Source organism: Bifidobacterium sp. B4081 (assembly GCF_026537335.1).
Lineage (GTDB): Bacteria > Actinomycetota > Actinomycetes > Actinomycetales > Bifidobacteriaceae > Bombiscardovia.
In genome coordinates this window covers 997,455-1,022,491 of record NZ_JAFNMM010000001.1, presented here as the reverse complement: position 1 = coordinate 1,022,491, position 25,037 = coordinate 997,455, and the positions used below count along the sequence as shown (strand labels likewise).

Sequence of the window (25,037 nt, the reverse complement as noted above, 5' to 3'; positions counted from 1 at the left end):
CCCTCTCTTGTCGTCATGTGCTACTGTCCCATCTGGTCCGTGAGCAGCCTGTCAATGCGCTCAGGATCGGTCTGGGTGCCTACCAGGAAGTAGGGGAATTCGCCATAGATGGAGCTGGCTTCGATGTAGCGCATCTCGGTGACGATCTTCTTGAACTCGATGGGGTCGTCGGCGAACAAGGTAACGCCCCACTCGTAGTCGTCCAGACCAATGGAACCTGTCAGGATGATGGAGACCTTCCCGGCGTAGGAACGGCCGATCTTGCCGTGGTCGTGCATATAGGCCTTGCGCTGGTCGTAGGGCAGCGTGTACCAGTTGGCGCCGGGGACGCGGGTCTTCGACATGGGGTAGAAGCAAATGTAGGGCTTGTCGGGCGTCTTGGGATGCAGGCTGGCGTCGACGTAGGACCAACCGCGGTCAGTGGTCGGCTTGCCCGAGTAGAGGCCCACCTCGGTGACCGACACATAGGAGATGGTCGGCTCCAGATAATCGGAGAAGCGCAGCTTCTCCAGGGAGGTTTCGACCTCCTGCAACTGTTCCAGGGTCTCCCTGAGGACCATCAGGCCCAGGTCGGCCTTTTGCCCATTGACTTGACACCAGTAGTGGCTTCCCTTGCCCTGGGACTGGACCGCGTCCAGCTGTGCGGCAAGGGCCTTGAATTGATCCAGGCATTCTCGGCGCTCGTCCTGCGGCGCTCTGCGCCACTTGGCCCAATCAATCTTCCAGAAGAGGTGGAGGCAGAACCAGCCCTCCAGGCTCGGTGCAGCTTGCTCAGCCATGAGCACTTCCTTTCGCTTGCTTAGCTTGCACGACATTGTGTGATGCGCCGCTCGTCGGGCACACCATTCTCTAATCTATCCGTCAGGCGGCTGAATCGTTGGATTATCGGTGCATTGTGAATGACATATTGTGGTAATAGTCAAGGACTAGGAGCCCGCACTAAAGTCGTCCAGATATGCAAAAACCCCGGTCAATGCCGGGGTCAAATATTTTAGGTATTGTCTGATGGAATCAGGCCAGCTTGTACTTGGTAATGAGATCCAAGGCGATGATGATGGCCACCCAGATTAGGGCCACGATGATGGTCAGCCGGTTCAGGTTCCTCTCGGCTGCACCTGAGGTGCCGGCGTTGGAGCCGATTCCGCCGCCGAACATATCGGACAGGCCGCCGCCCTTGCCCTTGTGCAGCAGAATCAGCATGGTCAGCAGTATGCTGGCGAGGATCACAACGACTTCGAGCACAATCTTGACAATGGTCACGGCACATACCTCCATGTAAGGAACTGGGAACAAGTATACAGATACCCGGGGAAAAACGCATCAACCCTTGGCAGCCAGTCGCACGATCCGCGCGAACTCCTCCACGTCCAGGGAGGCGCCGCCCACCAGAAAGCCGTCCACGTCCGGCTGGGTGATCATCTGGGAGGCATTCTTGGAAGTGACCGAGCCACCGTAGAGGATGCGCACGGCCTGGCCGGCAGGCTCTCCGAACTTGCCTGAGATGTGGTCGCGGATGGCCCGGGCGGCCTGTTGGGCGGTGTCCGGGGTGGCCACCATGCCGGTGCCGATGGCCCAGACCGGTTCGTAGGCCACAATCAGGTTTTCCATGTCCTCCTTGGCCAGGTCCCGGGTGACGTCGTTGACCTGGCCCACGGCGAAGTCCAGTTGGATGCCCTGGCGGCGCTCCTCGTAGCTCTCCCCCACGCAGAGGATGGGCTTCATGCCCGCAGCCAGGACGGCACGGACCTGGTCGACGATGTTGGCGTCGTCCTCGGGATGGTACTTGCGTCGCTCGGAGTGGCCCACAATGACGTAGCTGCAGCCCAGCTGGGCCAGCATGTCAGCGGACACATCCCCGGTGAAGGCTCCCTGGGCGGTGACGGAGACGGCCTGCGCCCCATACTCGATGGGCAGGTTGTCGGCCTCCACCAGCACCTGGACGGAGCGCAGGGCAGTGAAGGCGGGCATCAGCGCCACCTGGCAACGCCTGCGGTCGAAGTGGGCGTCGCGCAGGAGCCAGGCCAGCTTCTGCACGAAATAGGTGGCTTCCAGGTGGTCGAAATTCATCTTCCAATTGCCGGCCACCAGGGGAATGCGTGCCATACCAGACCTTTCCATCCGCGTACCAACAGCAATGCCGGGCCGCCGGATGCGAAACCCGGTGACCCGGCATTGCCCGCCTGTCTGCCGATTTTACTCCAGCACCTTCAGACCCGGAAGCTCCTTGCCCTCAAGGAACTCCAGCGAGGCACCGCCACCGGTGGAAATGTGCGAGAAGCCGTCCTCAGGGAAGCCGAGGTTGCGCACGGCCGAGGCAGAGTCGCCGCCACCGACGATGGTGAAGGCTCCAGCCTTAGTGGCATCGACCAGGCCCTGGGCCACAGCCCGGGTGCCATCGGCGAATGCCGGGAACTCGAAGACGCCCATGGGTCCATTCCAGACCACGGTCTTGGAGTCCACGATCTTGTCATGGAAGAGCTTCTGGGAGTCAGGGCCGATGTCCAGACCCATCTTGTCTGCAGGGATGCCATCGGCGGGAACCACCTGGTGGGGTGAATCCGCCTTGAACTCGTCAGCCACCACGATGTCGGTGGGCAGGACGAGCTCCACGCCTTTCTCGCGTGCAGTGGCAATGTAGCCCTTGACAGTGTCGACCTGATCCTCTTCCAGCAGGGAGGAGCCCACCTCATAACCCTCAGCCTTGAGGAAGGTGAAGACCATGCCGCCACCGATGACCAGACGGTCGGCCTTGCTGAGCAGGTTCTCGATGACGCCCAGCTTGTCAGAGACCTTGGAGCCGCCCAAGACCACAGTGAAGGGCCGGTCGGGATTCTCGGTCGCCTTGGATAGTGCCTTGACTTCCTTCTCGACCAGCAGGCCTGCTGCGGAGGGCAGGAACTTGGCCACGGAGTAGTTTGAGCCCTGGGCGCGGTGGACTACACCGAAGCCGTCTGAGACGAAGACGTCGCCCAGGTCGGCGATCTTGCGGGCGTAGGCGTCACGCTCGGCCTCGTCCTTGCTGGTCTCCTCGGGGTTGTAGCGCACGTTCTGCAGCAGAACCACGTCGCCGTCGTTCATGGCGGCCACCTTGGCATGGGCATCTGGGCCATAGGTGTCCTCAGCCAGAGGAACCTGCACGCCCAGCAGCTCGCTGAGGCGAGCGGCCACGGGGGCCAGGCTCAGCTCGGGAACGACCTTGCCCTTGGGTCGACCCAGGTGGGCCATGAGGATAACCTTGGCGCCCTGGTCACGAAGCTGCTTGATTGTTGGCAAGGCGGCGCGGATGCGGCCGTCGTCCGTAATGGTGGTGCCGTCCAGCGGCACGTTAAAGTCCGCGCGGACGAGCACGCGCTTGCCCTTGAGATCACCGAGGCTATTCAGTGTTTTCATGCGTATCCTTTCTGACCGCGGGTCAATGCGCCCGCTCCCCTGCCATGGTACTCAGGCAGACCGACCTGTGTGAGCTATCTCACTCTTGTTTGGCCAGTTCCTCGGTCTTCTTCTTTTCGACTTTGGTGGCCAGCTGCAGCAGACGGCGGATACGTCCGGCGATGGCATCCTTGGTGACCGGTGGGTCGGCAAGGCGGCCCAACTCTTCAAGGGAGGCCTCACGGTGATCCAGACGAAGCTGGCCGGCCGCACGCAGATTCTCAGGTATGTCGTCGCCAAGGATTTCGAAGGCTTTGGTGACCTTGGCGCTGGCCTCGACGGCAGCCTTGGCCGACCGGCGCATATTGGCATCGTCGAAGTTAGCCAGGCGGTTGGCCTTGCCGCGGGACTCCCCATCGCTGCGCTTGCCGGTCCACTCACGGGAGGACTTAGGGGCGCCCATCAGGTTGAGCATGCGTTCGATGACGTCCGGGTCACGCAGGGTGACGCGCTCGGAGCTGCGCACCTGGCGGGCCTTGGCGTTGATGCCCAGACGGCGGGCGGCGCCCACCAATGCCAGGGCGGCCTCGGATCCGGGGCAGACGATCTCCAGGTAGGAGGCCTTGCCCGGGTCGGACAGCTCGCCATGGGCCAGGAAGGCTCCTCGCCATGCGGCCTTGACCTGGGCGATGTTGCCGGAGACGATGTCGGCGGGAAGACCGCGAACCGGATGCTTACGGCGATCCAGCAGACCGGTCTGCAGGGCCAGGGCGCCACCTGCCCGCAGCACACGGACCGAGTAGCGGGTCAGGTTGCCGGTGGGGGCCTGACGCTTGACCTGGATCAGATCGGAATCATGGCCGTAGACGTCCCTGATGGTGTTCTGCAACCACTGCGCTGCCGGCAGGGAGTCGAATTGCGCTTCCACCACAATGTGACGCTGAATGATGTGCAGACCGCCGCCGAAGCGGATCATAGCCGCCGATTGTGCTTTCTTGGCAGAGGGGGGTTCGTTGTCAATCGCGGCCAGCTCGCTTTTGACATCATCAAGTAGGGCCAAGAGCCGTCCTCCTACGAAAAAATACTGAAAAATGAATACTTCTTGGCCGCGCGACACACCTGCCGTGCCGACCACCGGATTACTGTGATACCGAATATCTTGGACAAATTGCGCCCTTGGCTATCCGCGGGAACGGTGCGGCAGCTCGCGGGCCGAGACGGTCACCTCCATTCCCCGGGACCGCAATCGGGCGGCCAGAGCGTCGGCCATGGCTACTGAGCGGTGTTGTCCGCCAGTGCAGCCAAAGGCGATGGTCACATAGTGCTTGTCCTCGCGTGCATAGCCGCTGAGCGCAGTCAGAATGGCGGTGGTGTAGGCATCCAGGAACTCCTTGGCGCCCTCGCTGGCCATCACATAGTCCCGAACCGGGCCGTCATGGCCGTTCAGGTCCCGCAGCTCGGGAACCCAGTAAGGGTTGGGCAGGAAGCGCACGTCGGCCACGAAGTCGGCATCGATGGGCAGGCCGTACTTGAAGCCGAAGCTCATGATGTGCACGCCCACGGTGGTCGGACCGGAGCCCAGGACCATTTCGTAGAGGCGGGTGGACAGCTGATGGATGCTCAGGTTGGAGGTGTCGATGACCATGTCGGCACGCTCCTTGAGTCCGCTCAGCAGGCGGCGCTCCTCCTGGATGCCGTCGATCAGACGGCCCGAGCCCTGCAGGGGGTGGGGTCGGCGGACGGATTCATAGCGCTTGACCAGCACTTGATCAGAGGCATCCAAAAAGAGGATGCGGCAACGCACACCCAGGTCGTCCAGGTGGCTGAGCACGGCGGACAGGTCGTCGAAGTAGGAGCGGGACCGGACGTCGATGACGGCGGCCAGGCGGTGCAGAGAGCTTCCGGCCGAGGTCATCATGTCGACCAGGGGCACCAGCAGGCGCGGGGGCATGTTGTCGACCACATACCAGCCCATGTCCTCCATGGAGTCGGCGGCGCGGGAGCGGCCTGCGCCGGACATGCCTGTGATCAGCAGTACCTCAAAGCCTGCGAAGGGCGGTTTTTCCGTCGTCATCGTCATGCCTCCCTCAAGGCTCGGTCCATGGCTGCCACCGGAACAGCAGCCAGGGGTCGGCCGGTCATCAGCGCCACCTGACGCACGGCTTGATAGAGCAGCATTCGTTCGCCGCTGATGGTCCGTGCACCTGGCTGGCGGCGGAAAGCCTTCATGAGCGGAGTGGGCCGGGGATCATAGACCACATCCAGTAGGACTGGGCCCAAGCGCCCGTCGTCATCAGCGGTACTGATCAGATCAGCTAGGGGGTCAGCTGCACCCGAAGGCAGGGTGGAGACGACAATATCGGCCCTGGTCAGGGCCCTTTCGGCTGCCTCTGCCTGGTCCATGGCGGTGACGGTTGGCTCGGGCAGACCCAGCCGGGAGGCAAGGTCCAGCATGTGGTCACAGTGCTCCGGGCTGCGGGCCAGCAGGTCCACACGCTCAACTCCTAGCACCTTCAAGGCACAGAAGGCGGACTCGGCGGTGTTCCCGTTGCCGATGACCAGGGATCTCGCTCCCCCATACGGTTGGTCGGGAAGCCGGTCTTGCCGTCCCTGACCGGCTGCCTCAAGCAGGGCGGTCAGATCGTGAGGATCTTCGTCAGCCCTGCAACGGTCGGCAGCCTCCAGCAGAGCTGCCACGATTCCCTCCACGTCGGTGTTGTACAGGGACAGACCCTTGGCTGGGCCGCCCTGTGCAAAGACTGCTGTGTTGGCCACTCCCAGGGTCTTAGACCAGCAGTCACAAAAATCTCCCAAGGGGCCAACGGCACTCTTCAAGGGCATGGTCAGGCTGAGACCGGCCCAGGACGGGTCAAGGCCGTGGATAAAGTCCGCCAGACCATCGGCGTCCATGCGCACACGGTCGTAACGCCAGCCGTCCAGGCCCAGTGCGGCATAGGCTGAGCGATGCAGGAGGGGTGAAAGGGAATGGCTGATGGGGTCGCCCAGGACGGCACAACGACGATCAGGTCCATTCATATCCGCAATCACGCACCAATCAAGATCAGGGCATGGCCTTCTGCCAGCCTTCTGAGCCATTTTATCGCTGGCTGTCCCCGGTCTGATCTTGGTCACTGTGGAGGGCCTGGTAGATGGCCTCGGCCTTGGCTGAGCCGATGCCCTTGACGGCCTCCAGCTCCTCCTGGGAGGCCTGACGCATGCGCTTGACCGACCCAAAATGATTGAGCAGCTTCTTCTGATAGGCGGGGCCGATGCCCGGAATCTCATCCAGGGCCGACCGGAGGGCACCCTTGCGCCGGGTCTGCCGGTGGTAGGTGATAGCGAACCGGTGGGATTCGTCGCGCACCCGCTGCAGTAGGTACATGCCCTCGGACTGGCGCTTGAGGATGATGGGATAGTCGTCGTCAGGCACCCAGACCTCCTCCAGGCGCTTGGCCAGCCCGCACAGGGCCACATCGTCCACACCACAGTCGTGCAGGGCCCGGGCCGCAGCTGTCACCTGGGGTTTGCCGCCATCGACCACGACCAGGTTGGGCTTGTAGGCGAAGTGGCGGGCGGCGGTGTTCTGCTGGACGATGGCCCCCTCCTCCTGCTCCACCAATTCGGGTGCCTTGTCGCTGGCCTTTCGCTCGGCCTCCATGCTGTCGCCGCTGTCGCCGGCGATGTTACCGTGACGAAAGCGCCGGGTCAGGGTCTCGTAGATGGCGCTCATATCGTCCACGGCGCCCTTGCCGTCCTCACCGCGGATGGCGAACCGGCGGTACTCGGACTTCTTGGGGACAGCATCCTCGAAGACCACCATGGAGGCCACCTGGAACTGGCCGCCCACGGTGTTGGAGATGTCGTAGCACTCGATGCGCAGCGGGGCACGGTCCAGCCCAAGGGCCTTGGCCACGTCGTTCATGGCCTGGGTGCGGGTGCCCATGTCGCTCATGCGGCTGAGCTTGCTGCGCTGGAGGGCCTGGCGGGCGTTGGCGTTGGCCCGGTCCATCAAGGACTTCTTTTCGCCCCGGCTGGCTACACGGATGATCACTGCGGATCCGCGCAGCTCCCGCAGCCACTCCTGCAGGTCACCGGTCCGATCCGGCTGGATGGGAACAATGACCTCGGGAGGCACCGGCGAGATGGGGGCCAGCAGGTCGGCACGTCCGGTCTGATCCTGATGGCGGTGCCGGCTCCTGGTGGCCTTGGCCCGGGCCTCGGCATCCAGAGCTGTGACCTTCTGGGTGGAGCCCATGGCATCCCGGTCCTGGCTGATGGAGACAGGGGTATCCGACTCTCCGGGCAGCTTGTGCAGCTCGCTATCGTTCTCATTCATCAGGTCCGAGTAGACCTGCACCAAGAGGTCGCTGATCAGCTCGCTGTCGGAGACGTCCTCGACCCGCTCCACGCTCCAGTTGCGTTCGCCGCGGATGGCCCCTGAGCGCACGAAGAAGGCGTGGACCGAGGCCTCCAGTTCGTCCGAGGCCACGCCAAAGACGTCCACATCCACGTTGGAGGCGAAGGCCACGGCATTCTGCTCGATGACCGTGTCCAGCATGGCGATCTGGTCGCGCAGGCGGGCGGCCTTCTCGAAGTCCAGATCCTCGCTGGCCTTCTGCATGCTCCTGGTCAGTCCGGCCCGGTAGCTCTTGCCCAGCCTGCCGGTGATGACCCCGGTCAGCTCCGTACACAGACGACGATGGTCGCTGGCGCTGATCCGGCCCACACAGGGGGCCGAGCACTTGCCGATGGAGGCCAGCAGGCAGGGACGGCCGCTGAGCTTGGCCTTGCGGAAGACGCCGGGGGTGCAGGTACGCACCGGGTAGGTCTTGAGCAGGGCATCCAGGGTGTGCTTCATGTCCCAGACCTTGGCATAGGGGCCGAAGTAGCGGGTGTCGTGCCGTTTGCGCACGCGGGTCATCCATACCCGGGGGAACTCCTCCCCCACGGATACAGCCAGGTAGGGGTAGGTCTTGTCGTCCCGCAGCTTGACGTTGAAGCGGGGATCGAACTCCTTGATCCAGGTGTATTCCAGGGTCAGGGACTCCAGGTCGGTACCCACCACGGTCCACTCCAGGCTCCGGGCCGTCAGCACCATGGTCTGGGTGCGCGGGTGCAGGTTCTCCAGGGGCTGGAAGTAGTTGGTCAGACGGTTGCGCAGGTTCTTGGCCTTGCCCACGTAGATGACCCGGCCGTCGTCGTCCCGCCACTTGTAGACCCCCGGCTGAGTGGGAATGTCCGAGGTCTTGGGACGGAAGAGGTCCCGGCTGTCGCCCAGCAGGGGTGCGCCGTTCTTGTTGACGCCTGTCGTGGTGCCGGTGGCGGACTCCTCCTCCAGGGCTTGGGCGGTGCGTCGCCATACCTGCGGCGTGTGCCGCTCGAAGCAGCTACGGGTCATGATCGGGTGGCCTTGGCTACCTTGGCGGGATCCAGCATGGGCTTCAAGTACTTGCCGGTCCAGCTGTTCGGATTGGCGGCCACCTGCTCAGGGGTGCCCTGGGCCACCACGGTGCCACCGCCGTCGCCGCCCTCGGGTCCCAGGTCGATGATCCAGTCGGCGGTCTTGATCACATCCAGGTTGTGTTCGATGACAATGACCGTGTTGCCCTTGTCGACCAGGCCGTGCAGGACCTTGAGCAGCTTGCGGACATCCTCGAAGTGCAGGCCCGTGGTGGGCTCGTCCAGGATGTAGACGGTCTTGCCGTCGGAGCGCCGCTGCAGCTCGGTGGCCAGCTTGACTCTCTGGGACTCGCCTCCGGACAGGGTGGGAGCCGGCTGGCCCAGGCGGATGTAGCCCAGGCCCACGTCTACCAGGGTGTCCAGGTAGCGGGCGATGGAGGGATAGGCCTTGAAGAAGTGGGCGGCCTCCTCGATGGGCATGTCCAGCACATCCGAGACGGTCTTGCCATTATAGGTGACCTCAAGGGTCTCCCTGTTGTAGCGCTTGCCGTGGCAGGTCTCGCACTGGACGTAGACGTCGGGCAGGAAGTTCATCTCGATCTTGATGGTTCCGTCACCGTGGCAGGTCTCACAGCGGCCGCCCTTGACGTTGAAGGAGAATCGGCCTGGCCCGTAGCCGCGCACCTGGGCCTCGGGGGTCTTGGCGAAAAGCTGGCGGATCTTGTCCCAGACGCCGGTGTAGGTGGCCGGGTTGGAGCGCGGGGTGCGGCCGATGGGGTTCTGATCCACGTGGATGACCTTGCGCACCTGGTCCACGCCCTCCACCCTGGTGTGCTTGCCGGGCACGATGCGGGCGTTGTTGAGCTGGTCGGCCAGCACCGGATAGAGGATGGAGTTGACCAGGGTGGACTTGCCGGAGCCGGAGACGCCGGTGACCAGGGTCATGACCCCCAGCGGGAAGGAGACCTTGAGGTTCTTCAGGTTGTTCTCGCGTGCCCCCACCACGGTCAGTTGGCGGGTCCTGTTGGTCTTGCGGCGGCGTTTAGGCACCTCGATGGACCGGCGTCCGGCGATGTAGTCGGCGGTGATGGAGCGGGAGGCCTTGACCAGGTCCTGCGAGCGCCCAGAGAAGATGACCTCCCCGCCATGCTCGCCGGCCCCCGGGCCGATGTCGACCAGCCAGTCTGCCTGGCGGATGGTGTCCTCGTCGTGTTCGACCACAATCAGGGTGTTGCCCAGGTCGCGCAGCCGCTGCAGGGTCTTGATCAGCCGGTCGTTGTCCCGCTGGTGCAGGCCGATGGAGGGCTCGTCCAGCACATACATGACGCCCACCAAGCCGGAGCCAATCTGAGTGGCCAGACGAATGCGCTGGGCCTCGCCGCCGGAGAGGGTGGCTGCAGCCCTGGAAAGGGTCAGATAGTTCAGGCCCACGTCGTTGAGGAAGCGCAGACGGGCACGAATCTCCTTGAGGACCTCCCCGGCGATCTTGGCCTGGGCGCCCTCCATATGCAGGCCCTCAATCCACTTCAGGCTGGCGGACACGGCCATGTCGCAGACCTGGGCGATGGACAGGCCGTCAACAGTAACGGCCAGGACTTCTGGCTTCAGGCGCTTGCCCTGGCAGACCTGGCAGGGCACCTCGCGCATGTAGGACTCGTAGTACTGCTTCATGGGCTGCGAGTCGGTCTCGTCGTGGCGACGCATCAGGGTGCGGACCACGCCCTCGAACCCGGTGGTGTACTCGCGCAGGCGGCCCCAGCGGTTCCGGTAGGAGACGTCCACCTTGAAGTCGTGCCCGTACATGACGGCGTGACGGACCTCCTCGGGCAGATCCTTCCAGGGGGTCGAGGTGGAGAAGCCCATCTCCTTGGCCAAACCGTCCAGCAGGTGGCCATAGAAGCGCTGCTGGCTCTTGGTGCCGCTCCAGGGCTCCACGGCCCCGTCCTTGAGGCTCTTCTCCGGGTCGGGCACCACCAGCTCGGGGTCGATCTCCAGGTTGAATCCCAGACCGGTGCAGGCCGGGCAGGCTCCGTAGGGGGCGTTGAAGGAGAAGGTCCTGGGTTCGATCTCGTCCAGCTCCAGCTCGTGGCCGTTGGGGCAGGACCGCTTCTCGGAGAAGGGCTGGCGACGCTCGGGGTCTTTGGCATCCAGATCCACGAAGTCGGCCACCACGGTGCCCTTGGCCAAGCGCAGGGCGGTCTCCACGGAGTCGGTCAGCCGCTGGCGCATGCCCTCGCGGATGACCAGCCGGTCCACCACCACCTCGATGGTGTGCTTCTTCTGCTTGGTCAGCTTGATGGAGTCGGACAGCTGGTGCATGTCCCCGTCGATGATGGCCCGGGAGTAGCCGTCGGAGCGCAGGAGCTCCAGGGTCTCCACGAACTCGCCCTTGCGGCCCTTGACGATGGGGGCCAGCAGCTGGAAGCGGGTCCCCTCCGGCCTGGACATGAGGGTGTCGACAATCTGCTGCGGCGACTGGGCGCGTACCTCGGCCCCGCAGACCGGGCAGTGGGGAATGCCGGTCCTGGCGAAGAGCAGGCGCAGGTAGTCGTAGACCTCGGTGATGGTGCCCACGGTGGACCGGGGGTTGCGGTTGGTGGTCTTCTGGTCGATGGAGACGGCCGGGCTCAGGCCCTCGATGAAGTCCACGTCGGGCTTGTCCATCTGGCCCAGGAACTGGCGGGCATAGGCGGAGAGGGACTCCACGTAGCGGCGCTGACCCTCGGCGAAGAGGGTGTCGAAGGCCAGGGAGGACTTGCCGGAGCCTGACAGGCCGGTGAAGACCACCATCCGGTTGCGGGGTATGGACAGGTTGACGTTCTTGAGGTTGTGGGCCCGGGCGCCCTGGATGACGATCTTGCGGTCGTTGGGCACCATGGACAGGTCCGCCACCAGGGACCCCTTGGATTCGATCATGCGCGGGTTTTCGATGGCCGCGTCCACTGTCGACTTAGGCTTGTTCTGCTGCTTCACGTGCTTCCCATCCGCTTCCCTGAAGACCCATGGCCAAGGCTGAGGCCAAAGCCTGACCATACTATCGCCGGGGCCGAATAATTCGAACAGGTGTTCGATGATGGCTTAGATGGTCGGGGCGGGCGGATCCAGGGTCGGGTGGCTGCAGCCGTTGAGGAAACAGTCGTGCTGGTGGTCGTTGATCATGCCGGCCGCCTGCAGGAAGGAGTGGACGGTCACCGGTCCAAGGAATCGCAGACCCAGGTCGCGCATATCCTTGCAGACGATGGCCGACAGGTGGTCGTAGCGCGGTATGGACGGATCGTCCGGGTAGTCGTGGTTGATGGTCAGCCCGCCGGTGAAGGACCAGCAGTAGCGGTCGAATGCCTCCCCGGGAAATTGGCGGGCGATCAGGGCCGCGTTGGCCACCGTGGCTTCGATCTTGCGCCGATTGCGGATGATGGCCGGGTCGGCCATGAGACGGTTGATGCGGTCGGCGTCGAAGGCTGCGACGGCCTGAATATCGAAGTTGTCGAAATCCTTGAAGAGGGCCTGGCGGCGGTGCAGGACCAGCTGCCAGCTGAGCCCGCACTGGAATATCTCCAGGGAGAGCATGGCGAAGAGCCTCTGGGAGCCATGCAGGGGTCGGCCCCACTCGTGGTCGTGGTAGCTACGCATGAGCGGATCGTCCACCCGAGCCCAGTCGCATCGATATAAAGGTTCGGCCACTTCACACTCCCATCTCCAGTATTTGGCTTCAGGCTAGCACCGGCGGTCACCCAGACCGGGTGGTCAATACCACTGAGCCAGGCGGGCCGCTTTAAAGTTGGAGTAGAGGCCGGTCGGGCCCATGCCCGGGGCCATCCCCATGGCGGCAGTATGGTTGCGACCGGCAAGGAGAGGAAGCATGTGCCATGACTGACAAGGACAATCCGCGCAGACTCTGGACCGACGATGAGGACCCCGTCGAGAGGGCCAAGCGCACCTCCCCTGCCATGCAGGGCAACCAATCAACCTCGGGCTCGTCATCGGCAGCCCGGAGTTCGAGGAATGAGAGTTCAGCATCTTCTAGTGCGTCGACTTCAAATTCTTCGACTTCAAATTCGTCTAGCTCAGGTTCATCGTCTTCAAGTGCCGCAGCCAAGCAGTCTGGTGACTCGTCGAAGAAGTCATCGACTGAAAAAACCAGCGCCAATGAGACCGCCAATAGAGGCGAGAAACACTCTGATAACAGCAGCACTGAGGCAGCACAGGAATCAAATCAGACCAAAAGGCAGGGTCAGCCTGAGAAGGAGCAGGAATCCTCCAAGGGACGCGGCTGGAAGCTCTTCGAGGACATCCTGCTCTGGGTGGCCTGGGTGGCCATGGTGGGCTTCAACGGCTATGCGGAGGTCTACCATTTCAATGGCACGACCGTGGGCGGTCTGGCTCGCAAGGTCGATCTGTGGATCATGCCCGCCGGCTATGTCTTCGCCATCTGGGGGGTCATCTACATCGCCCTGGCCATCTGGCTCTTCCGCTTCTGCCTGGCAGGTCCCAGCCGCAAACGTCTGGGCTTCCTGCCCTTTACACTGAGCGGACTGCTCTTCGTGGCCACCTGCTGCCTGAACATCGCCTGGCTGGCCCTGTGGCACATGGAACGCAACTTCTGGGCCCTGGTCATCATCCTGATTCTGACCGTACTGACCTGGATGCTCTACGCCCTGGTACGCAGGGACGCCACCAAGGCCGGAACCCCCACCGCAGCCAAGGCCCTGGACTGGATTCCCCTGTCCATCTACGCCAGCTGGCTGAGCGTGGCCACCCTGGTCAACGCCGGATACATGGTGGTCGCCGGGCACAAGGTCGGCAGTGCCGTCCAGGGATTCGCCACCATTATTGTGGTCGGCGCCCTCCTGGCCGTCGCTTATCTGATGAACAGGCATGGCAAGGACTGGGTCTTCGGCCTGGTGGTCATCTGGGCCTGCCTGGGCATCGGCATCAGGATCTTCTCCTTCGCGGCCGCCATGGGTGTGCTGGTCATCGCGCTGACCGCCGTAGGCGCCTTCCTGGTCTACTTCCCCTGGAACAAGTTCAGGGTGGTCCGCCGCTGATCCATCCATGATGCATCCATTGCCCCGTCAGCCGAGACGCACTGGCGGGGCTTGCTTCTTGCTACCATGATTCCTTGCAAGTTTTGAATCCATGAGGAAAGTGGGGTCGGAGGCGGCATGGCTATTGAGGCGCAGGGACTTGAGATCCGGATAGGTGCCCGACTACTGCTGCAAGCCACCGACTTCCACGTGACCAAGGGCGACCGGATCGGCCTGGTGGGCCGCAACGGCGCAGGCAAGACCACGCTGACCCGGGTCATCACCGGCGACATGCTCCCCTCGGCCGGCAAGGTGCGGGTGACCGGACAGCTGGGATACCTGCCCCAGTCCACCCATGCAGGTGACTCCGAGCAGAGCGCCCTGGACCGGGTCATGAGCGCCAGAGACATCGCATCCATCATCCAGCGGATGCGCAAGGCCGAGACCGAGATGACCAGTCCCGATCCCAAGGTCATGGAAAAGGCCATGAAGCGCTACGACAAGGCCCAACAGGACTTCGAGAATGCCGGGGGCTATGCGGCCCAATCGCAGGCCATCGTCATGGGTGAGAGCCTGGGGCTGAGCCAGGAGACCCTGCAGCAGGCACTGGGCACCCTCTCCGGCGGTCAGCGCCGACGGGTCGAGCTGGCCAGAATCCTCTTCTCCGACGCTGACACCCTGATTTTGGACGAGCCCACCAACCATTTGGATGCCGACTCCATCGAATGGCTCAAGGGATACCTGCGCCGGTTCGAGGGCGGCTTCCTGATCATCTCCCACTCCACCGAGCTGCTGGACGAGACCGTCAACCGCATCTGGCACCTGGATGCCCAGCGTTCCTGCATCGACATGTACACCATGGGATGGAAGGCCTACCTGCGCCAGCGGGTGGTGGACGAGGAGCGCCGACGCCGCGAGCGGGAGGTGGCCGAGAAGAAGGCCGACCGTCTGATGCGGCAGGGCATTCGCCTGCACGCCAAGGCCACCAAGGCCGTGGCCGCTCAGAACATGATGCGCCGCGCCCAACGCCTGCTGGCCGACACCCAGGAGGCGGAGAAGGCCGAGAAGGTGGCTGACCTGCGCTTCCCGGATCCTGCTCCTTGCGGCCGCACGCCCATCATGGCCGAGGATCTGTCCAAGGCCTACGGCTCCAACATCGTCTTCGCCGGCATCAACCTGGCCATCGACAAGGGCTCCCGGGTGGTCATCCTGGGGTACAACGGCGCTGGCAAGACAACCACGCTGCGCCTGCTGGCCGGCATCGAGCAGCCCGACACGGGCAAGGTGACCCTGGGGCATGGGGCCAAGATCGGCTACTTCGCCCAGGAGCACGACACCCTGGATAACGATGTCACCGTTCTGGAGAACCTGCAGCATGTGGCCCCGGACCTGGACAACACCCAGGCGCGGACCATCCTGGGAACCTTCCTCTTTTCAGGGGACGACGCCATGAAGCCCACCAAGGTGCTTTCGGGCGGTGAGAAGACCCGCCTGGCCCTGGCTACCCTGGTGACCAGCCGTGCCAACGTCCTGCTGCTGGACGAGCCCACCAACAACCTGGACCCCGCTTCGCGCGACGAGATACTCAAGGCCATCGCCAAGTACAAGGGGGCCATCGTGCTGGTCACCCACGACGAGGGGGCCGTCAAGGCGCTCAACCCTGAGCGGGTACTGCTCATGCCCGACGGGGATGAGGACCTCTGGAGCGACGACTACCTGGATCTGGTGGCCGAAGAGTAAAGCGGAAGGGGGTCAGTCGTCCTCCCCCAGGACCTCCACGCCCTTGACCCCTGGAGTCTGGCCAATGGATTCGACCAGCTCAGTCACATCCCCCTTGCCCAGCAGGTTGACGGTGACATCGGCGCCCTTCCAGGCATCCCGGTGCAGCTCGTGGATCGTCAGCACCCGGGACTCGAAGCCCATACGGGTGGCCAGCAGCAGGGATTCGCGCAGGCAGCCGTGACCGTCCTGATATACGATGCGCAGAACCGTGTTCTGACGGTTGCGCAGGAACCACTTGAGGATGGGCGCGATGACCAGGACGGCCAGAAAGTAGAAGACGACCGCCAGGATGGCGATGGCGAAGAGCTGGACCCCACAGGCCATGCCCACGGCGGCGGCCACCCAGATGGCGCTGGCCGTGGTCAGACCCTTGACTGAATCATGGTTGAAGAAGATGACTCCAGCGCCGATGAAACCGATGCCCGAGGCCACTCCGGCCGCAATTCGCGATGCATCCCAGGAGTAGTTGCCCACAGCAGCCTGGATGCCGTAGAGGGAGACCATGGTGAACAGGCAGCTGCCCAGGCCCACCAGAATATGGGTGCGGATGCCAGCGTCATGCTTGAGAAACTCGCGCTCGAAGCCGATAAGGCCACAGAGGACCACCGTCAGGACCACCGCCATGATCTGGCCCTGGTTCGGCATTGCGAATCCCTGCATGATTTCCTTCCTGCCCTCGTAAGTAGGCAGACCTTATAACGCTTGCAGGACAAGGCCATCGGATAGAGTGGAGTGAGCACGTGGCCGGCTGTGCCGCCGCACGTGGACCTGTTGAATGAGGGGTGTGATGCCATGAAGCCGTCACCAGATGAACGCCGCGAAGCCCGCCGGATCCTGGCCACCAGCGCTTATTCCGCCGACATGATCCGATCTCTGGAACAGCCGTTTTTGGACGACGGGGTGCCCCTGATGCGCATCGCCGCCGGGTCCTTGGCCTCCGTGGCCGACGTCATGCTGACCCATGCCGGGCTGGAGCCGACAGGAGCCAGGATCGTCCTGTTGGCAGGGGCCGGCAATAACGGCGGAGACGGGCTCTATGCCTCGGCTGACCTGGCCAGGCACGGGGCCGACGTGACTGTGGTGGCGGCCGGACGAAACCTGCACCAGGGTGGGCTGGATGCACTTCTGCGCGCCGGCGGAGTGGTCACGGCCCTGGATCCTCAGGCAGCCATCCCTGGCTGCGAGGCACCGGTTGGACCGAACCAGGCTACCGAGGAGCTGGACCAAGCCCTGGAGCTATGCCGGCAGGCGGATCTGATCATCGATGCTATGACGGGAATCGGCCTCAAGGGGGCGCTGCGCGGCATTCCAGCCGCACTGGCCTCAGAACTGGGCATGGAGAGCGGTCTGCCCGACAGACCCGCTTGGCACGACCCCGCCGGACAAGACGGGCCCCTGGTGCTGGCCGTGGACACTCCCTCCGGCGTGGACATCGATGAAGGCACCCTGCCCGGTGCCTACATCCCGGCTGATGTGACCGTGACCATGGGAGCCATGAAGCCCTGCCTGATGCTGCCCCCAGCCGCCTACGTCTGCGGCAGAATCGTCCTGGTTGACTTCGGTTTCGACACATCGGCCCTGGCCCCCAGCGTTTCCTGCATGAACGCCGAGGACTGCGCCGGGCTTTTGCGGGCGCCCCGGGTGGATGACACCAAGTACAGCCGAGGCGTGGTCGGCCTGGTCACCGGATCCGCCCTCTACCATGGCGCGGGGCTGCTCTCCAGCAGGGCTGCGGCCAGCGGCAACGTGGGCATGATCCGCTACTGCGGCCCCGGACAGGTGGATGATCTGATCCTGCAGGAGCTGCCCGAAACGGTACTAGGCCGTGGACGTGTCGAGTCCTGGGTGCTGGGCTCGGGCGTGCCCACCCGGCAGGCTCAGAAGGCCGCCGGGCCTGAAGGCCAAGACGGTCAGCGGGATCTGATCGCCGACATACTCAGTCAACAGGCCGCTGACCTGGACGAGGACGAGGCAGCGGCCGATCCGCCGGTGGTGGCCGATGCCGGAGCCCTGGACCTGCTGCCGGACCGACTGGGCCCTCGCACTGTGTTAACTCCGCATGCTGGCGAGATGGCCGCCCTGCTCAACTCGCATGGCGAGAATGTGGACGGCGAACAGGTCATGGCCGAACCCTTGCACTGGGCTGTACGCGCCTGCCAGCTGACCGGAGCCACGATTCTGCTCAAGGGTGCCATTACGCTGATTGTCGGCGATGACGGTACCGACCGCCCCCGGGTCATGACCACCGGCTTCGGCCCAGCTTGGCTGTCCACGGCGGGGTCAGGGGACGTGCTCTCCGGAGCCATCGGGGCCATGCTGGCCCAGAACGCCGGACCGATCCAGGATGATGCCACGCTGATGGTGGATCTGACTGCGGCTGCGGCCTTCCTGCATGGGCTGGCCGGTTCCCTGGCCAGCGGCGGCAGGCAGACCGGTTGGGAACAGCCGTTGATCTTCGATCCCCGCAAGCCCCAGGACTTTGCGGATCTGGTAGCCGAGGACAACCAACCGGCGGGCCAGGGGACCGTTACAGGACGCATGGGACAGCCGATCCGTGCCGGGCAGGTGGCCGATGCCCTGCCCAGGGCTATAGGACTGGTCATGTCCAGAGCCGTGAGGGCCGCTGAACAGATTGACCAACCCATCCAAGACGGAGAGGATGCCTCTCTTTTCTTCGAGAACAGCTCGCTTTGGTTCTAAGCACATCATTAGAAAAGGAGTCGATTCGATGACCTCGCAACTCATCGTCATGCGTCACGGAGAAAGCGTCTGGACCCAAAAGTCCGTCAACCGTTTTGCCGGTTGGGTGGACGTGCCCCTGACGGATCGCGGACTGGAACAGGCCCGCCATGCCGGACAGCTGCTCAAGGAATCAGGCCTGCTGCCCGACATGGTCTTCACCTCACTGCTAACTCGCAGCATCGTCACGGCTAACACGGTCCTGGACCTGGTAGATCGAGCCTGGATTCCGGTGGAGCGCACCTGGAGGCTGAACGAGCGCCACTACGGTGCCTTCCAGGGACAGACGCGACCGGCCATGCTGAAACGATACGGCCAGCAGCAATTTAATATCTACCGACGTTCCTACGATGTTCGGCCGCCGGCCATCGAAACCGATTCAGCCTACTTTCAGGGAAAGGATCCACGCTATGCCCCGGCCTTGGCCGACGGGCTGGACAGCCAGAATCCGGCCGAGATCCGTGCCGAGTGCCTCAAAGACCTGCTGCTTCGTCTGCATCCCTACTGGAGCAGCCGGATAGCCCCCAACCTGGTGCAAGACCGGACTGTGCTCGTCGTTACCCATGGTTCCGTGGTCCGCAGTCTGATCAAGGTTCTTGAGAAAGTGGACGACAAGGACATAAAATCCATCAATGTGCCCACCGGTGTGCCCATGGTCTTCAGCTTCGAGACGAATCGGCATGGCAACCCCCAGGTCCAGGGTCCGGGTCGCTATCTGGATCAGAAGGCCGCGAATCAGGGTATGGCTGAAACCGAGGCCCTAGGCCGATAGGGCCTCGGGTATAGATTGGCCTATATGACACTGCTCCAACTGCGCTACATTGTCAAGATTGTCGAATGCGGTTCTATGAACGAGGCCTCGCATGAGCTCTACATCTCTCAGCCGGCCCTGAGTTCATCGGTCAAGGAGCTGGAGAACGAGCTGGGCATCGAGATCTTCACTCGCCACTCCCAAGGGATTGCTCTGACCGTGGACGGGGCGGAATTCCTGACCTACGCGCGTCAGATTCTGGATCAGACCGATCTGCTGGAGGCCCGCTACAGGCAGGTCAGGCCCCGCAAGCAGCTCTGCCGGGTCTCCACCCAGCACTACATGTTCGCAGTGGAAGCTTTCGTGGAGATGATTAACTCCATCGATTCCGACGAATACGAATTCACCATACGGGAGACGCGCACCAGGGACATCATCGACCAGGTGGCCACCCTCCAGTCGGAGATCGGCATCATCTACGAGTCCGACTTCAACAAACGGGTCCTGTCCAAGATGCTCCGCGAGAAGCATCTGGACTTCCATCCGCTCTTCCGGGCGGACCTGCATGTCTTCATCGCACGGACCAACCCCTTGGCCGATCGGGCCATGGTGACCATGAAAGATTTGGAGCCCTACCCCTTCCTGCAGTACGAGCAGGGTGAAGAGGGCTCCTTCTACTTTGCCGAGGAGGCGGTCTGGCCCGACTACTCCCCCAAGCAGATCACCGTGAGCGACCGGGCCACCATGCTCAACTTCATCGTGGGGCTGAACGCCTACACGGTCTGCACCGGCATCGACAACGAGGACCTGAACAACGAGAAGATCGTCAGCGTCCCCCTAGAGTCGGACGAATCCATGCTGGTAGGCTGGATCGTCAATAGCCGGACCAAGCTGTCCAATGCCGCTGAACTCTATTTGGACAAACTGTGCCAGGTGGTGTCCAACCATGGATACTCGCTGATTGAACAGGAGTCAGGCGAGTAACAACCGAGCAAACAACAATCGAGCAAGTATCAGCGGAACAGGCATCAAATTCCACAGGTTACGATTCATCTTCCAGCGGCGATAAGCGAACTTCGCCGCTGGTCAGTAGCCTTGGGTTACATTGCTTTCAGCGCTTTTCCCTGGGCTCCGATGGATGGCATCCTCCCCTGATGGCCTACATCCTGCGATTTGAGTCCCAGGGCCTTGAGCAGGGCCCGGTCCAGATGTTCCAGCCCGCCCTGGCTCTTTGCCGCTGCAGTCAGGTCCCAGACCTTGCCGTTGATCATGATGGTGGGCGTCGAGAACTCCCCCTTGGTGTCCTTGGCATCCTTCCTGGTGATGGCGTAGGCATTGACCTTGTCAACCCATGGCCTGTAGGTGCCTTGGACGAAACGGTCTGCCAGGGACCTGGGCACCCCCGCTCCCACGGCCTGGTCGGCCAGTCGGGCATCGGAAACCGCCTGATAGGAGCTTTCATCGGGCTGGAAGTCGGCTGCGAAGACGGCGGCTGCAAAGGCCGACAGATGATCTGGATCCTCCTGGGCCACCATGGCCAGGGCGTTGTCCACGCGGCTGGAGTACTGGTCGCTGGATGCCGAATCCAGGAAGTTCAAAAAGTTGTAGGTGACGTTGATCTGACCGGCGCTGATCATGCGCTGCAACTGGGGATCGATAACCCGGCCCACCTTGCCGCACCAGGGACACATGGGATCCATGAAGATCTCAAGGGTTGGCGCGTCGGCAACCTTCTTCTTGCTGCCGACCCCCCTGGCTGAAACGGTCAACCCTCCTTGGTCGTCGGCCACCGAAGGCTTGGCATTGACCTCTTGCAAATCCTTGTAGGCCTTGGCATCCCCGTTGGGGCCATTTCTGACTTGCGCGTTCGGTGCTCCTGATGAAGTCTTTTGGGATGACAGGTTGCCTGCTGAATGATCAACCCACAGCATGTATATGCCTGCTGCAAGCACCAGCACAAGAGCCACCGCGACCAGTATCAGCGACAGCCTCAGCGACCGCCGTTCGGTAATACGCTCTTCAGGCTCGCTCTCCCGAGACTGGCCTGTCTTCCCCGGTTTCTCTTCAGTCGACATTCGTCCATCCACGGGCTCTGCAGCCTTCGGAGATTTCATAGTGCCGGCTGTTGTGGCCGAGACGGCAGGCTTGGTCGCCTTCACTGCGTCGACCCCAGTCTGGTCAGGTTCCTCATGACCGTTCTGCTCCAGCGGTTTCGTCATGATCCATGGCCTTCCCTTGCGACGATGATCCGTCGGCCTGCCCGTCGGACACCTACCAATCTACACGAGGGTCGGCCGACAGATTGGCCGTCCGAAGAATGTGCGTCAATGGCGGTCTGCATGCACAAGTTGGCTGCCCGTATGAGCCCGACATTTGCTCAGGCCCCGTAACGCTCCAGATAGTCCCTGGCGGCATCGGCGGTGCGCTGGTCCAGAATGGGCGACCCGCCCGGGCCCTTCATGTTGGCGGCGGCATCGAAGATCTGACGGACGTTGACGATGCTGATGACCGGGAAGTGGAACTCGTCCATGATGGATTCGACAGCTGAGCCCTGCCCCTGGCCCGTGCGCTCCATCCGGTCCACGGAGAGCACCAGGCCGACGATGGTCACCTTGGCCTGGGACATGATCTTGGGCACCACCTGGCGGACGGCGGTCCCGGCCGTCATGACATCATCCACCAGCAGCACCCTCATGCCGTCCCTGAGCTGGGTGCCGACCATGAGCCCTCCATCGCCATGGTCCTTGACCTCCTTGCGGTCAAAGGTGAAGCCGACCGGCATCCCATGCGCCCCGCTCAGCGCGATGGCAGTGGAGACGGCCAGGGGAATCCCCTTGTAGGCCGGGCCGAATACCGTGTCGATGTCTGCGGGCAGGGTTCCCTGCTTCACGGCCTGCACGATGGTCCGGGCGTAGAACTCCCCCAGCAGAGCGATCAGCCGTCCGTCGTTGAAGGCCCCGGCGTTGATGAAGTAGGGCGAGCGCCGCCCCGACTTCAGGGTGAAGTCACCGAACTTGAGCGCTCCGCTCTGGAGCAGGAAGCTGGTGAAACCCTCCTGGATGCGGCGGGTCCGCTTCTGGGCATCCCCGTCATGCTTGGACTTGTTTTCTGCTTCGGATGCGCTCATCGCCAGCACTCCCCTTTCTTGAGCAAATCAGCCAGATCAGGCCGCTCGTCCAACAGATCGTCCAGCTCCCGGGCCACCCGCATGGGCGCCACAGGATCCACTAGGGCCGCAGCCCCCACCTCGACGGCGTTGGCACCCGCATAGAGAAATTCCAAGGCCGTGCGTCCCGAGTCGATGCCACCGATGCCGATGATGGGAATGTCGGGCAGTGCCCGGCGTACCCGCCAGACGAAGGACAAGGCTATGGGCAGGATGCAGGGGCCCGAGACACCGCCGGTGCCCTGGGCCAGTATGGGCCTGCCGTCATTGATGTCGATGCGCATGCCTACCAGGGTGTTGATCAGACTGAGGGCATCCGCTCCCCCATCGGCGGCAGCCCTTGCCACCTCCACGATGTCGGTGACGTTGGGGGTCAGCTTGACCACCATGGGCTTGTCGGTCAGACCCCGCAGCCGGGTGATCAGCCGGTTCAGAGCCTTGGCGTCGGTGCCCACGGACATCCCTCCATGGGAGACGTTGGGACAGGAGACGTTGATTTCCAGCATGTCCGCCGGGGAGTCGGCCAACCGTTCCACGACCGTGGCATAGTCCTCGTCGCTGTGACCAGCCACATTGGTGATCACATTGGCTCCCAGGGCCTTGAGTCTGGGCAGCTCATCCACCAGGTAATGGTCCACGCCCGGGTTCTGCAGGCCCACGGAGTTGACCATGCCGGCTGGGCTTTCGGCGGTCCTGGGCGTGGGGTTGCCTTCCCAGGGAACCGGCGAAACCCCCTTGGTGGAGATGGCGCCCATCTGGGAGACGTCATAATAGCCCCCGCAGGCATCCAGGTTGAAGGTGCCCGAGGCCGTGCCCACCGGGTTCTTCCAGAGCGTTCCGGCCACAACGGTTCCATGCCGCCAGGCGTGCGGCTCCAAAGGATCCATGATTGTCAGCCCGCTCATCGTGTCTCCTTCTTGTCCTCGTCTGCATTCCAGATCAGACGGTCGGCAGCAAAGACCGGGCCGTCCTTGCAGACCTTGAGCCTGCCGTCCACGGTGTCGATCACGCAGGCCACGCAGGTGCCATAGCCGCAGCCCATACGGGACTCCATGCAGCACTGGGTCGGCAGGCCGACTTTACGGGCCCAGGCGGCAACGGCCCGCATCATGGGTAAGGGGCCGCAGGTCAGGATGATGGTTTGCTCGGGGTTGATGTCTTCGCGAACCCGGTCCAAAAGGGTTATGACATCCCCTGAGGCGTTGTCGATGGACTCAAGCCGGTCGGTCAGCGAGCCCATAATGGCATCGGCGAACCGATGATCCCGGTAGCCCAGCAGGGCGGTGGTGCGCGCTCCAGACCGGTCTTGGAGGCACTGGGCTGCGCGAATAAGCGGAGGGACGCCCAGGCCGCCGCCCACCAACAGATAGTGAGCGGGCTTCTCCAGGTCGAAGCCATGGCCCAGAGGCCCCAGCAGGTCCACAGCCATGCCTGGCCGCAGTCGGGAGAATTCAGAAGTCCCCTGGCCCACCACGGCGAAGATGATCTCGATTTGCTCGCCATCCAGAACTCGGCTGATGCCGAAGGGTCTGGGCATCATGGTTATACGGTCTGCCGAGTAGAGATTGATGAAGGCTCCTGCCGGGGCGTGGGATGCCAGGTAGGGGTCGCGGATGGCCATCCGCCAGACTTGCCTGTCCAGGGGCTCCATGCCGGTGACCAGGGCGGTGCGCCGTCCGGGTAGCCGGCCTGCCTGTTGGGCCTGCTCCTCCACCTGGCTGGTGGATATGAAGAGGTTGGGTTTCATCGGACCTCCTTGATCGCCTGATTGAGATCGTCTTTCATGGCCTGCGCGGCCTGGCGGGCATCGCGGGTGACCATGCCTAGGGCCGCTTGAACGCTGAGCTGCGGGCTGTAGCCCGGATCCTTCCGCCAGGCTCCGATGATTCCCCGTGAGGAGTTGACTACAGCGCCGCCTCCGAACCGGTCGAACATGGGCGCCACATCGGCCCCCGAACCGCCCTGGGCTCCGTAGCCAGGGACCAGGAAGAAGGTGTGGGGCATGGCCCGGCGCAGAAGGGCGCCGTCTTCGGAGTGGGTGGCGCCGACCACGGCTCCGAGCCTGGAATAGCCCGACTGACCGATGGAGGGCTGCCCCCAGGATTCGACAAGGTCGCCCAGGCGCTGATAGATGGTGCCGCCGCCCGAGTCCCTATCCAGGCCCAGTTCCTGGATCTGGCCGCCTGAAGGGTTGGAGGTGCGCACCAGAGCGAAGAGGTCACCATGGATGTGCTCCGCCGCCTGCAGAAAGGGTTCCACCCCGTCGGAACCCAGGTAGACGTTGATGGTCAGCGCATCCTCGTACCAGGGGAATCTCCCGCCTGTTCGGGCTGGGCCATCTACTGCCTGCCTTGGTGCGAAGGGCAGGGGAAGCCCATCCAGATGGGCAGCGTAGGCTTCGGCCGTGGAGCCGATGTCCCCGCGTTTGACATCCCCGATGACGTAGAGGCCACGGTCGGCTGCAGCCCGGCAGGTGCCGGTGTAGGCCCTGATGCCCCAGGGTCCCAAGGCCTCATACATGGCGATCTGGGGTTTGACTGCTGGCACTAGGCCGGCCACGCCCTCCAGGATGGCCAGGTTGAAGCGCAGATAGGCCCGGGCCAGATGGTCTGCCCAGACGGCCTGGGCCTGCTCGTCCTGGGCCTGCTGCGGATCCTTGGGGTCCAGGCCCATCTCTGTCATGCTTCCGGCGGTACGCTGCCTGGCCTGTTCAATCAGTTGGCTGGGCAGCAGTTCCGGTCGCGGATCCAGACCAACCACGGTCGGATTGTGCTTGTCCTCGATGAGCGCGGTCAGTCGGTCCATG

21 protein-coding genes are annotated in these 25,037 nt (G+C 63.4%); 5 read left to right on the top strand and 16 right to left on the bottom strand.

The window, feature by feature from the left end; genetic code table 11:
* Nucleotides 1–20: 20 nt before the first annotated feature.
* The 10 genes from hemQ to J3T92_RS04440 all read right to left on the bottom strand — a co-directional run bounded on the left by hemQ (nucleotide 21) and on the right by J3T92_RS04440 (nucleotide 12,450).
* Nucleotides 21–779 (bottom strand): hydrogen peroxide-dependent heme synthase, encoded by a 759-nt coding sequence (gene hemQ, locus J3T92_RS04485; RefSeq protein ID WP_267399944.1) that lies wholly within the window; start codon nucleotides 777–779, stop codon nucleotides 21–23.
* A 232-nt stretch (nucleotides 780–1,011) separates the two neighbouring features.
* A complete protein-coding gene (gene secG, locus J3T92_RS04480; RefSeq protein ID WP_267399941.1) occupies nucleotides 1,012–1,260 on the bottom strand; it encodes a preprotein translocase subunit SecG in 249 nt (82 codons plus the stop codon).
* 60 nt (nucleotides 1,261–1,320) lie between these two features.
* On the bottom strand, nucleotides 1,321–2,103 hold the full coding sequence (gene tpiA, locus J3T92_RS04475) for a triose-phosphate isomerase (protein ID WP_024628060.1): 783 nt from the start codon (nucleotides 2,101–2,103) through the stop codon (nucleotides 1,321–1,323).
* Between the two features lie 90 nt (nucleotides 2,104–2,193).
* Nucleotides 2,194–3,390, bottom strand: a complete 1,197-nt coding sequence (locus tag J3T92_RS04470; RefSeq protein ID WP_267399938.1) for a phosphoglycerate kinase — start codon at nucleotides 3,388–3,390, stop codon at nucleotides 2,194–2,196.
* Nucleotides 3,391–3,469: 79 nt separating this feature from the next.
* The gene (gene whiA, locus J3T92_RS04465) at nucleotides 3,470–4,429 is read right to left on the bottom strand and encodes a DNA-binding protein WhiA (protein ID WP_267399937.1); all 960 of its coding nucleotides are present in this window, start codon (nucleotides 4,427–4,429) and stop codon (nucleotides 3,470–3,472) included.
* A gap of 120 nt (nucleotides 4,430–4,549) precedes the next feature.
* Nucleotides 4,550–5,443, bottom strand: coding sequence for an RNase adapter RapZ (gene rapZ / locus J3T92_RS04460; protein ID WP_155804756.1), 894 nt, complete (start codon nucleotides 5,441–5,443; stop codon nucleotides 4,550–4,552).
* A gap of 2 nt (nucleotides 5,444–5,445) precedes the next feature.
* Nucleotides 5,446–6,405 carry a shikimate dehydrogenase family protein gene (locus tag J3T92_RS04455; protein WP_267399936.1) on the bottom strand — a complete coding sequence of 320 codons (960 nt, stop codon included), beginning with the start codon at nucleotides 6,403–6,405 and terminating at the stop codon, nucleotides 5,446–5,448.
* 61 nt (nucleotides 6,406–6,466) lie between these two features.
* The gene (gene uvrC, locus J3T92_RS04450) at nucleotides 6,467–8,767 is read right to left on the bottom strand and encodes an excinuclease ABC subunit UvrC (protein WP_267399935.1); all 2,301 of its coding nucleotides are present in this window, start codon (nucleotides 8,765–8,767) and stop codon (nucleotides 6,467–6,469) included.
* Nucleotides 8,764–11,685, bottom strand: coding sequence for an excinuclease ABC subunit UvrA (gene uvrA / locus J3T92_RS04445; protein WP_267400254.1), 2,922 nt, complete (start codon nucleotides 11,683–11,685; stop codon nucleotides 8,764–8,766). Before uvrA ends, uvrC begins: the two co-directional genes overlap by 4 nt.
* A 162-nt stretch (nucleotides 11,686–11,847) precedes the next feature.
* Complete coding sequence (locus J3T92_RS04440) at nucleotides 11,848–12,450, bottom strand: DNA-3-methyladenine glycosylase I (RefSeq protein WP_267399934.1); 603 nt, start codon at nucleotides 12,448–12,450, stop codon at nucleotides 11,848–11,850.
* A 185-nt stretch (nucleotides 12,451–12,635) separates the two neighbouring features.
* Between J3T92_RS04440 and J3T92_RS04435 the strand changes: the two genes are divergently transcribed.
* Both J3T92_RS04435 and J3T92_RS04430 read left to right on the top strand, forming a co-directional pair.
* Nucleotides 12,636–13,814, top strand: a complete 1,179-nt coding sequence (locus tag J3T92_RS04435; RefSeq protein ID WP_267399933.1) for a TspO/MBR family protein — start codon at nucleotides 12,636–12,638, stop codon at nucleotides 13,812–13,814.
* A 117-nt stretch (nucleotides 13,815–13,931) separates the two neighbouring features.
* Nucleotides 13,932–15,533 carry an ABC-F family ATP-binding cassette domain-containing protein gene (locus J3T92_RS04430; protein ID WP_267399931.1) on the top strand — a complete coding sequence of 534 codons (1,602 nt, stop codon included), beginning with the start codon at nucleotides 13,932–13,934 and terminating at the stop codon, nucleotides 15,531–15,533.
* A gap of 12 nt (nucleotides 15,534–15,545) precedes the next feature.
* On the opposite strand, the gene J3T92_RS04425 is transcribed toward J3T92_RS04430, so the two are convergent.
* A complete protein-coding gene (locus tag J3T92_RS04425) occupies nucleotides 15,546–16,235 on the bottom strand; it encodes an MgtC/SapB family protein (protein ID WP_015021846.1) in 690 nt (229 codons plus the stop codon).
* A gap of 132 nt (nucleotides 16,236–16,367) precedes the next feature.
* On the opposite strand from J3T92_RS04425, the gene J3T92_RS04420 reads away from it, so the two are divergent.
* From J3T92_RS04420 to J3T92_RS04410, 3 genes are read left to right on the top strand one after another with little or no spacing between them, the layout of a single operon-like run.
* Nucleotides 16,368–18,275, top strand: a complete 1,908-nt coding sequence (locus tag J3T92_RS04420; protein ID WP_267399930.1) for a bifunctional ADP-dependent NAD(P)H-hydrate dehydratase/NAD(P)H-hydrate epimerase — start codon at nucleotides 16,368–16,370, stop codon at nucleotides 18,273–18,275.
* A 28-nt stretch (nucleotides 18,276–18,303) separates the two neighbouring features.
* Nucleotides 18,304–19,086, top strand: coding sequence for a 2,3-bisphosphoglycerate-dependent phosphoglycerate mutase (locus tag J3T92_RS04415; RefSeq protein WP_267399929.1), 783 nt, complete (start codon nucleotides 18,304–18,306; stop codon nucleotides 19,084–19,086).
* Nucleotides 19,087–19,110: 24 nt separating this feature from the next.
* Nucleotides 19,111–20,049, top strand: coding sequence for a LysR family transcriptional regulator (locus J3T92_RS04410; RefSeq protein ID WP_267399928.1), 939 nt, complete (start codon nucleotides 19,111–19,113; stop codon nucleotides 20,047–20,049).
* A 116-nt stretch (nucleotides 20,050–20,165) separates the two neighbouring features.
* Here J3T92_RS04410 and J3T92_RS04405 read toward each other — a convergent pair whose 3' ends face one another.
* From J3T92_RS04405 to pyrF, 5 genes are all read right to left on the bottom strand, one after another.
* Nucleotides 20,166–21,284 (bottom strand): DsbA family protein, encoded by a 1,119-nt coding sequence (locus J3T92_RS04405; protein WP_267399927.1) that lies wholly within the window; start codon nucleotides 21,282–21,284, stop codon nucleotides 20,166–20,168.
* A gap of 158 nt (nucleotides 21,285–21,442) precedes the next feature.
* Nucleotides 21,443–22,192 carry an orotate phosphoribosyltransferase gene (gene pyrE / locus J3T92_RS04400; protein ID WP_267399926.1) on the bottom strand — a complete coding sequence of 250 codons (750 nt, stop codon included), beginning with the start codon at nucleotides 22,190–22,192 and terminating at the stop codon, nucleotides 21,443–21,445.
* On the bottom strand, nucleotides 22,189–23,136 hold the full coding sequence (locus J3T92_RS04395) for a dihydroorotate dehydrogenase (RefSeq protein ID WP_220235856.1): 948 nt from the start codon (nucleotides 23,134–23,136) through the stop codon (nucleotides 22,189–22,191). Before J3T92_RS04395 ends, pyrE begins: the two co-directional genes overlap by 4 nt.
* Nucleotides 23,133–23,978 carry a dihydroorotate dehydrogenase electron transfer subunit gene (locus J3T92_RS04390; RefSeq protein ID WP_267399925.1) on the bottom strand — a complete coding sequence of 282 codons (846 nt, stop codon included), beginning with the start codon at nucleotides 23,976–23,978 and terminating at the stop codon, nucleotides 23,133–23,135. Before J3T92_RS04390 ends, J3T92_RS04395 begins: the two co-directional genes overlap by 4 nt.
* The gene (pyrF, locus tag J3T92_RS04385) at nucleotides 23,975–25,036 is read right to left on the bottom strand and encodes an orotidine-5'-phosphate decarboxylase (protein WP_267399924.1); all 1,062 of its coding nucleotides are present in this window, start codon (nucleotides 25,034–25,036) and stop codon (nucleotides 23,975–23,977) included. Before pyrF ends, J3T92_RS04390 begins: the two co-directional genes overlap by 4 nt.
* Nucleotide 25,037 lies beyond the last annotated feature (1 nt).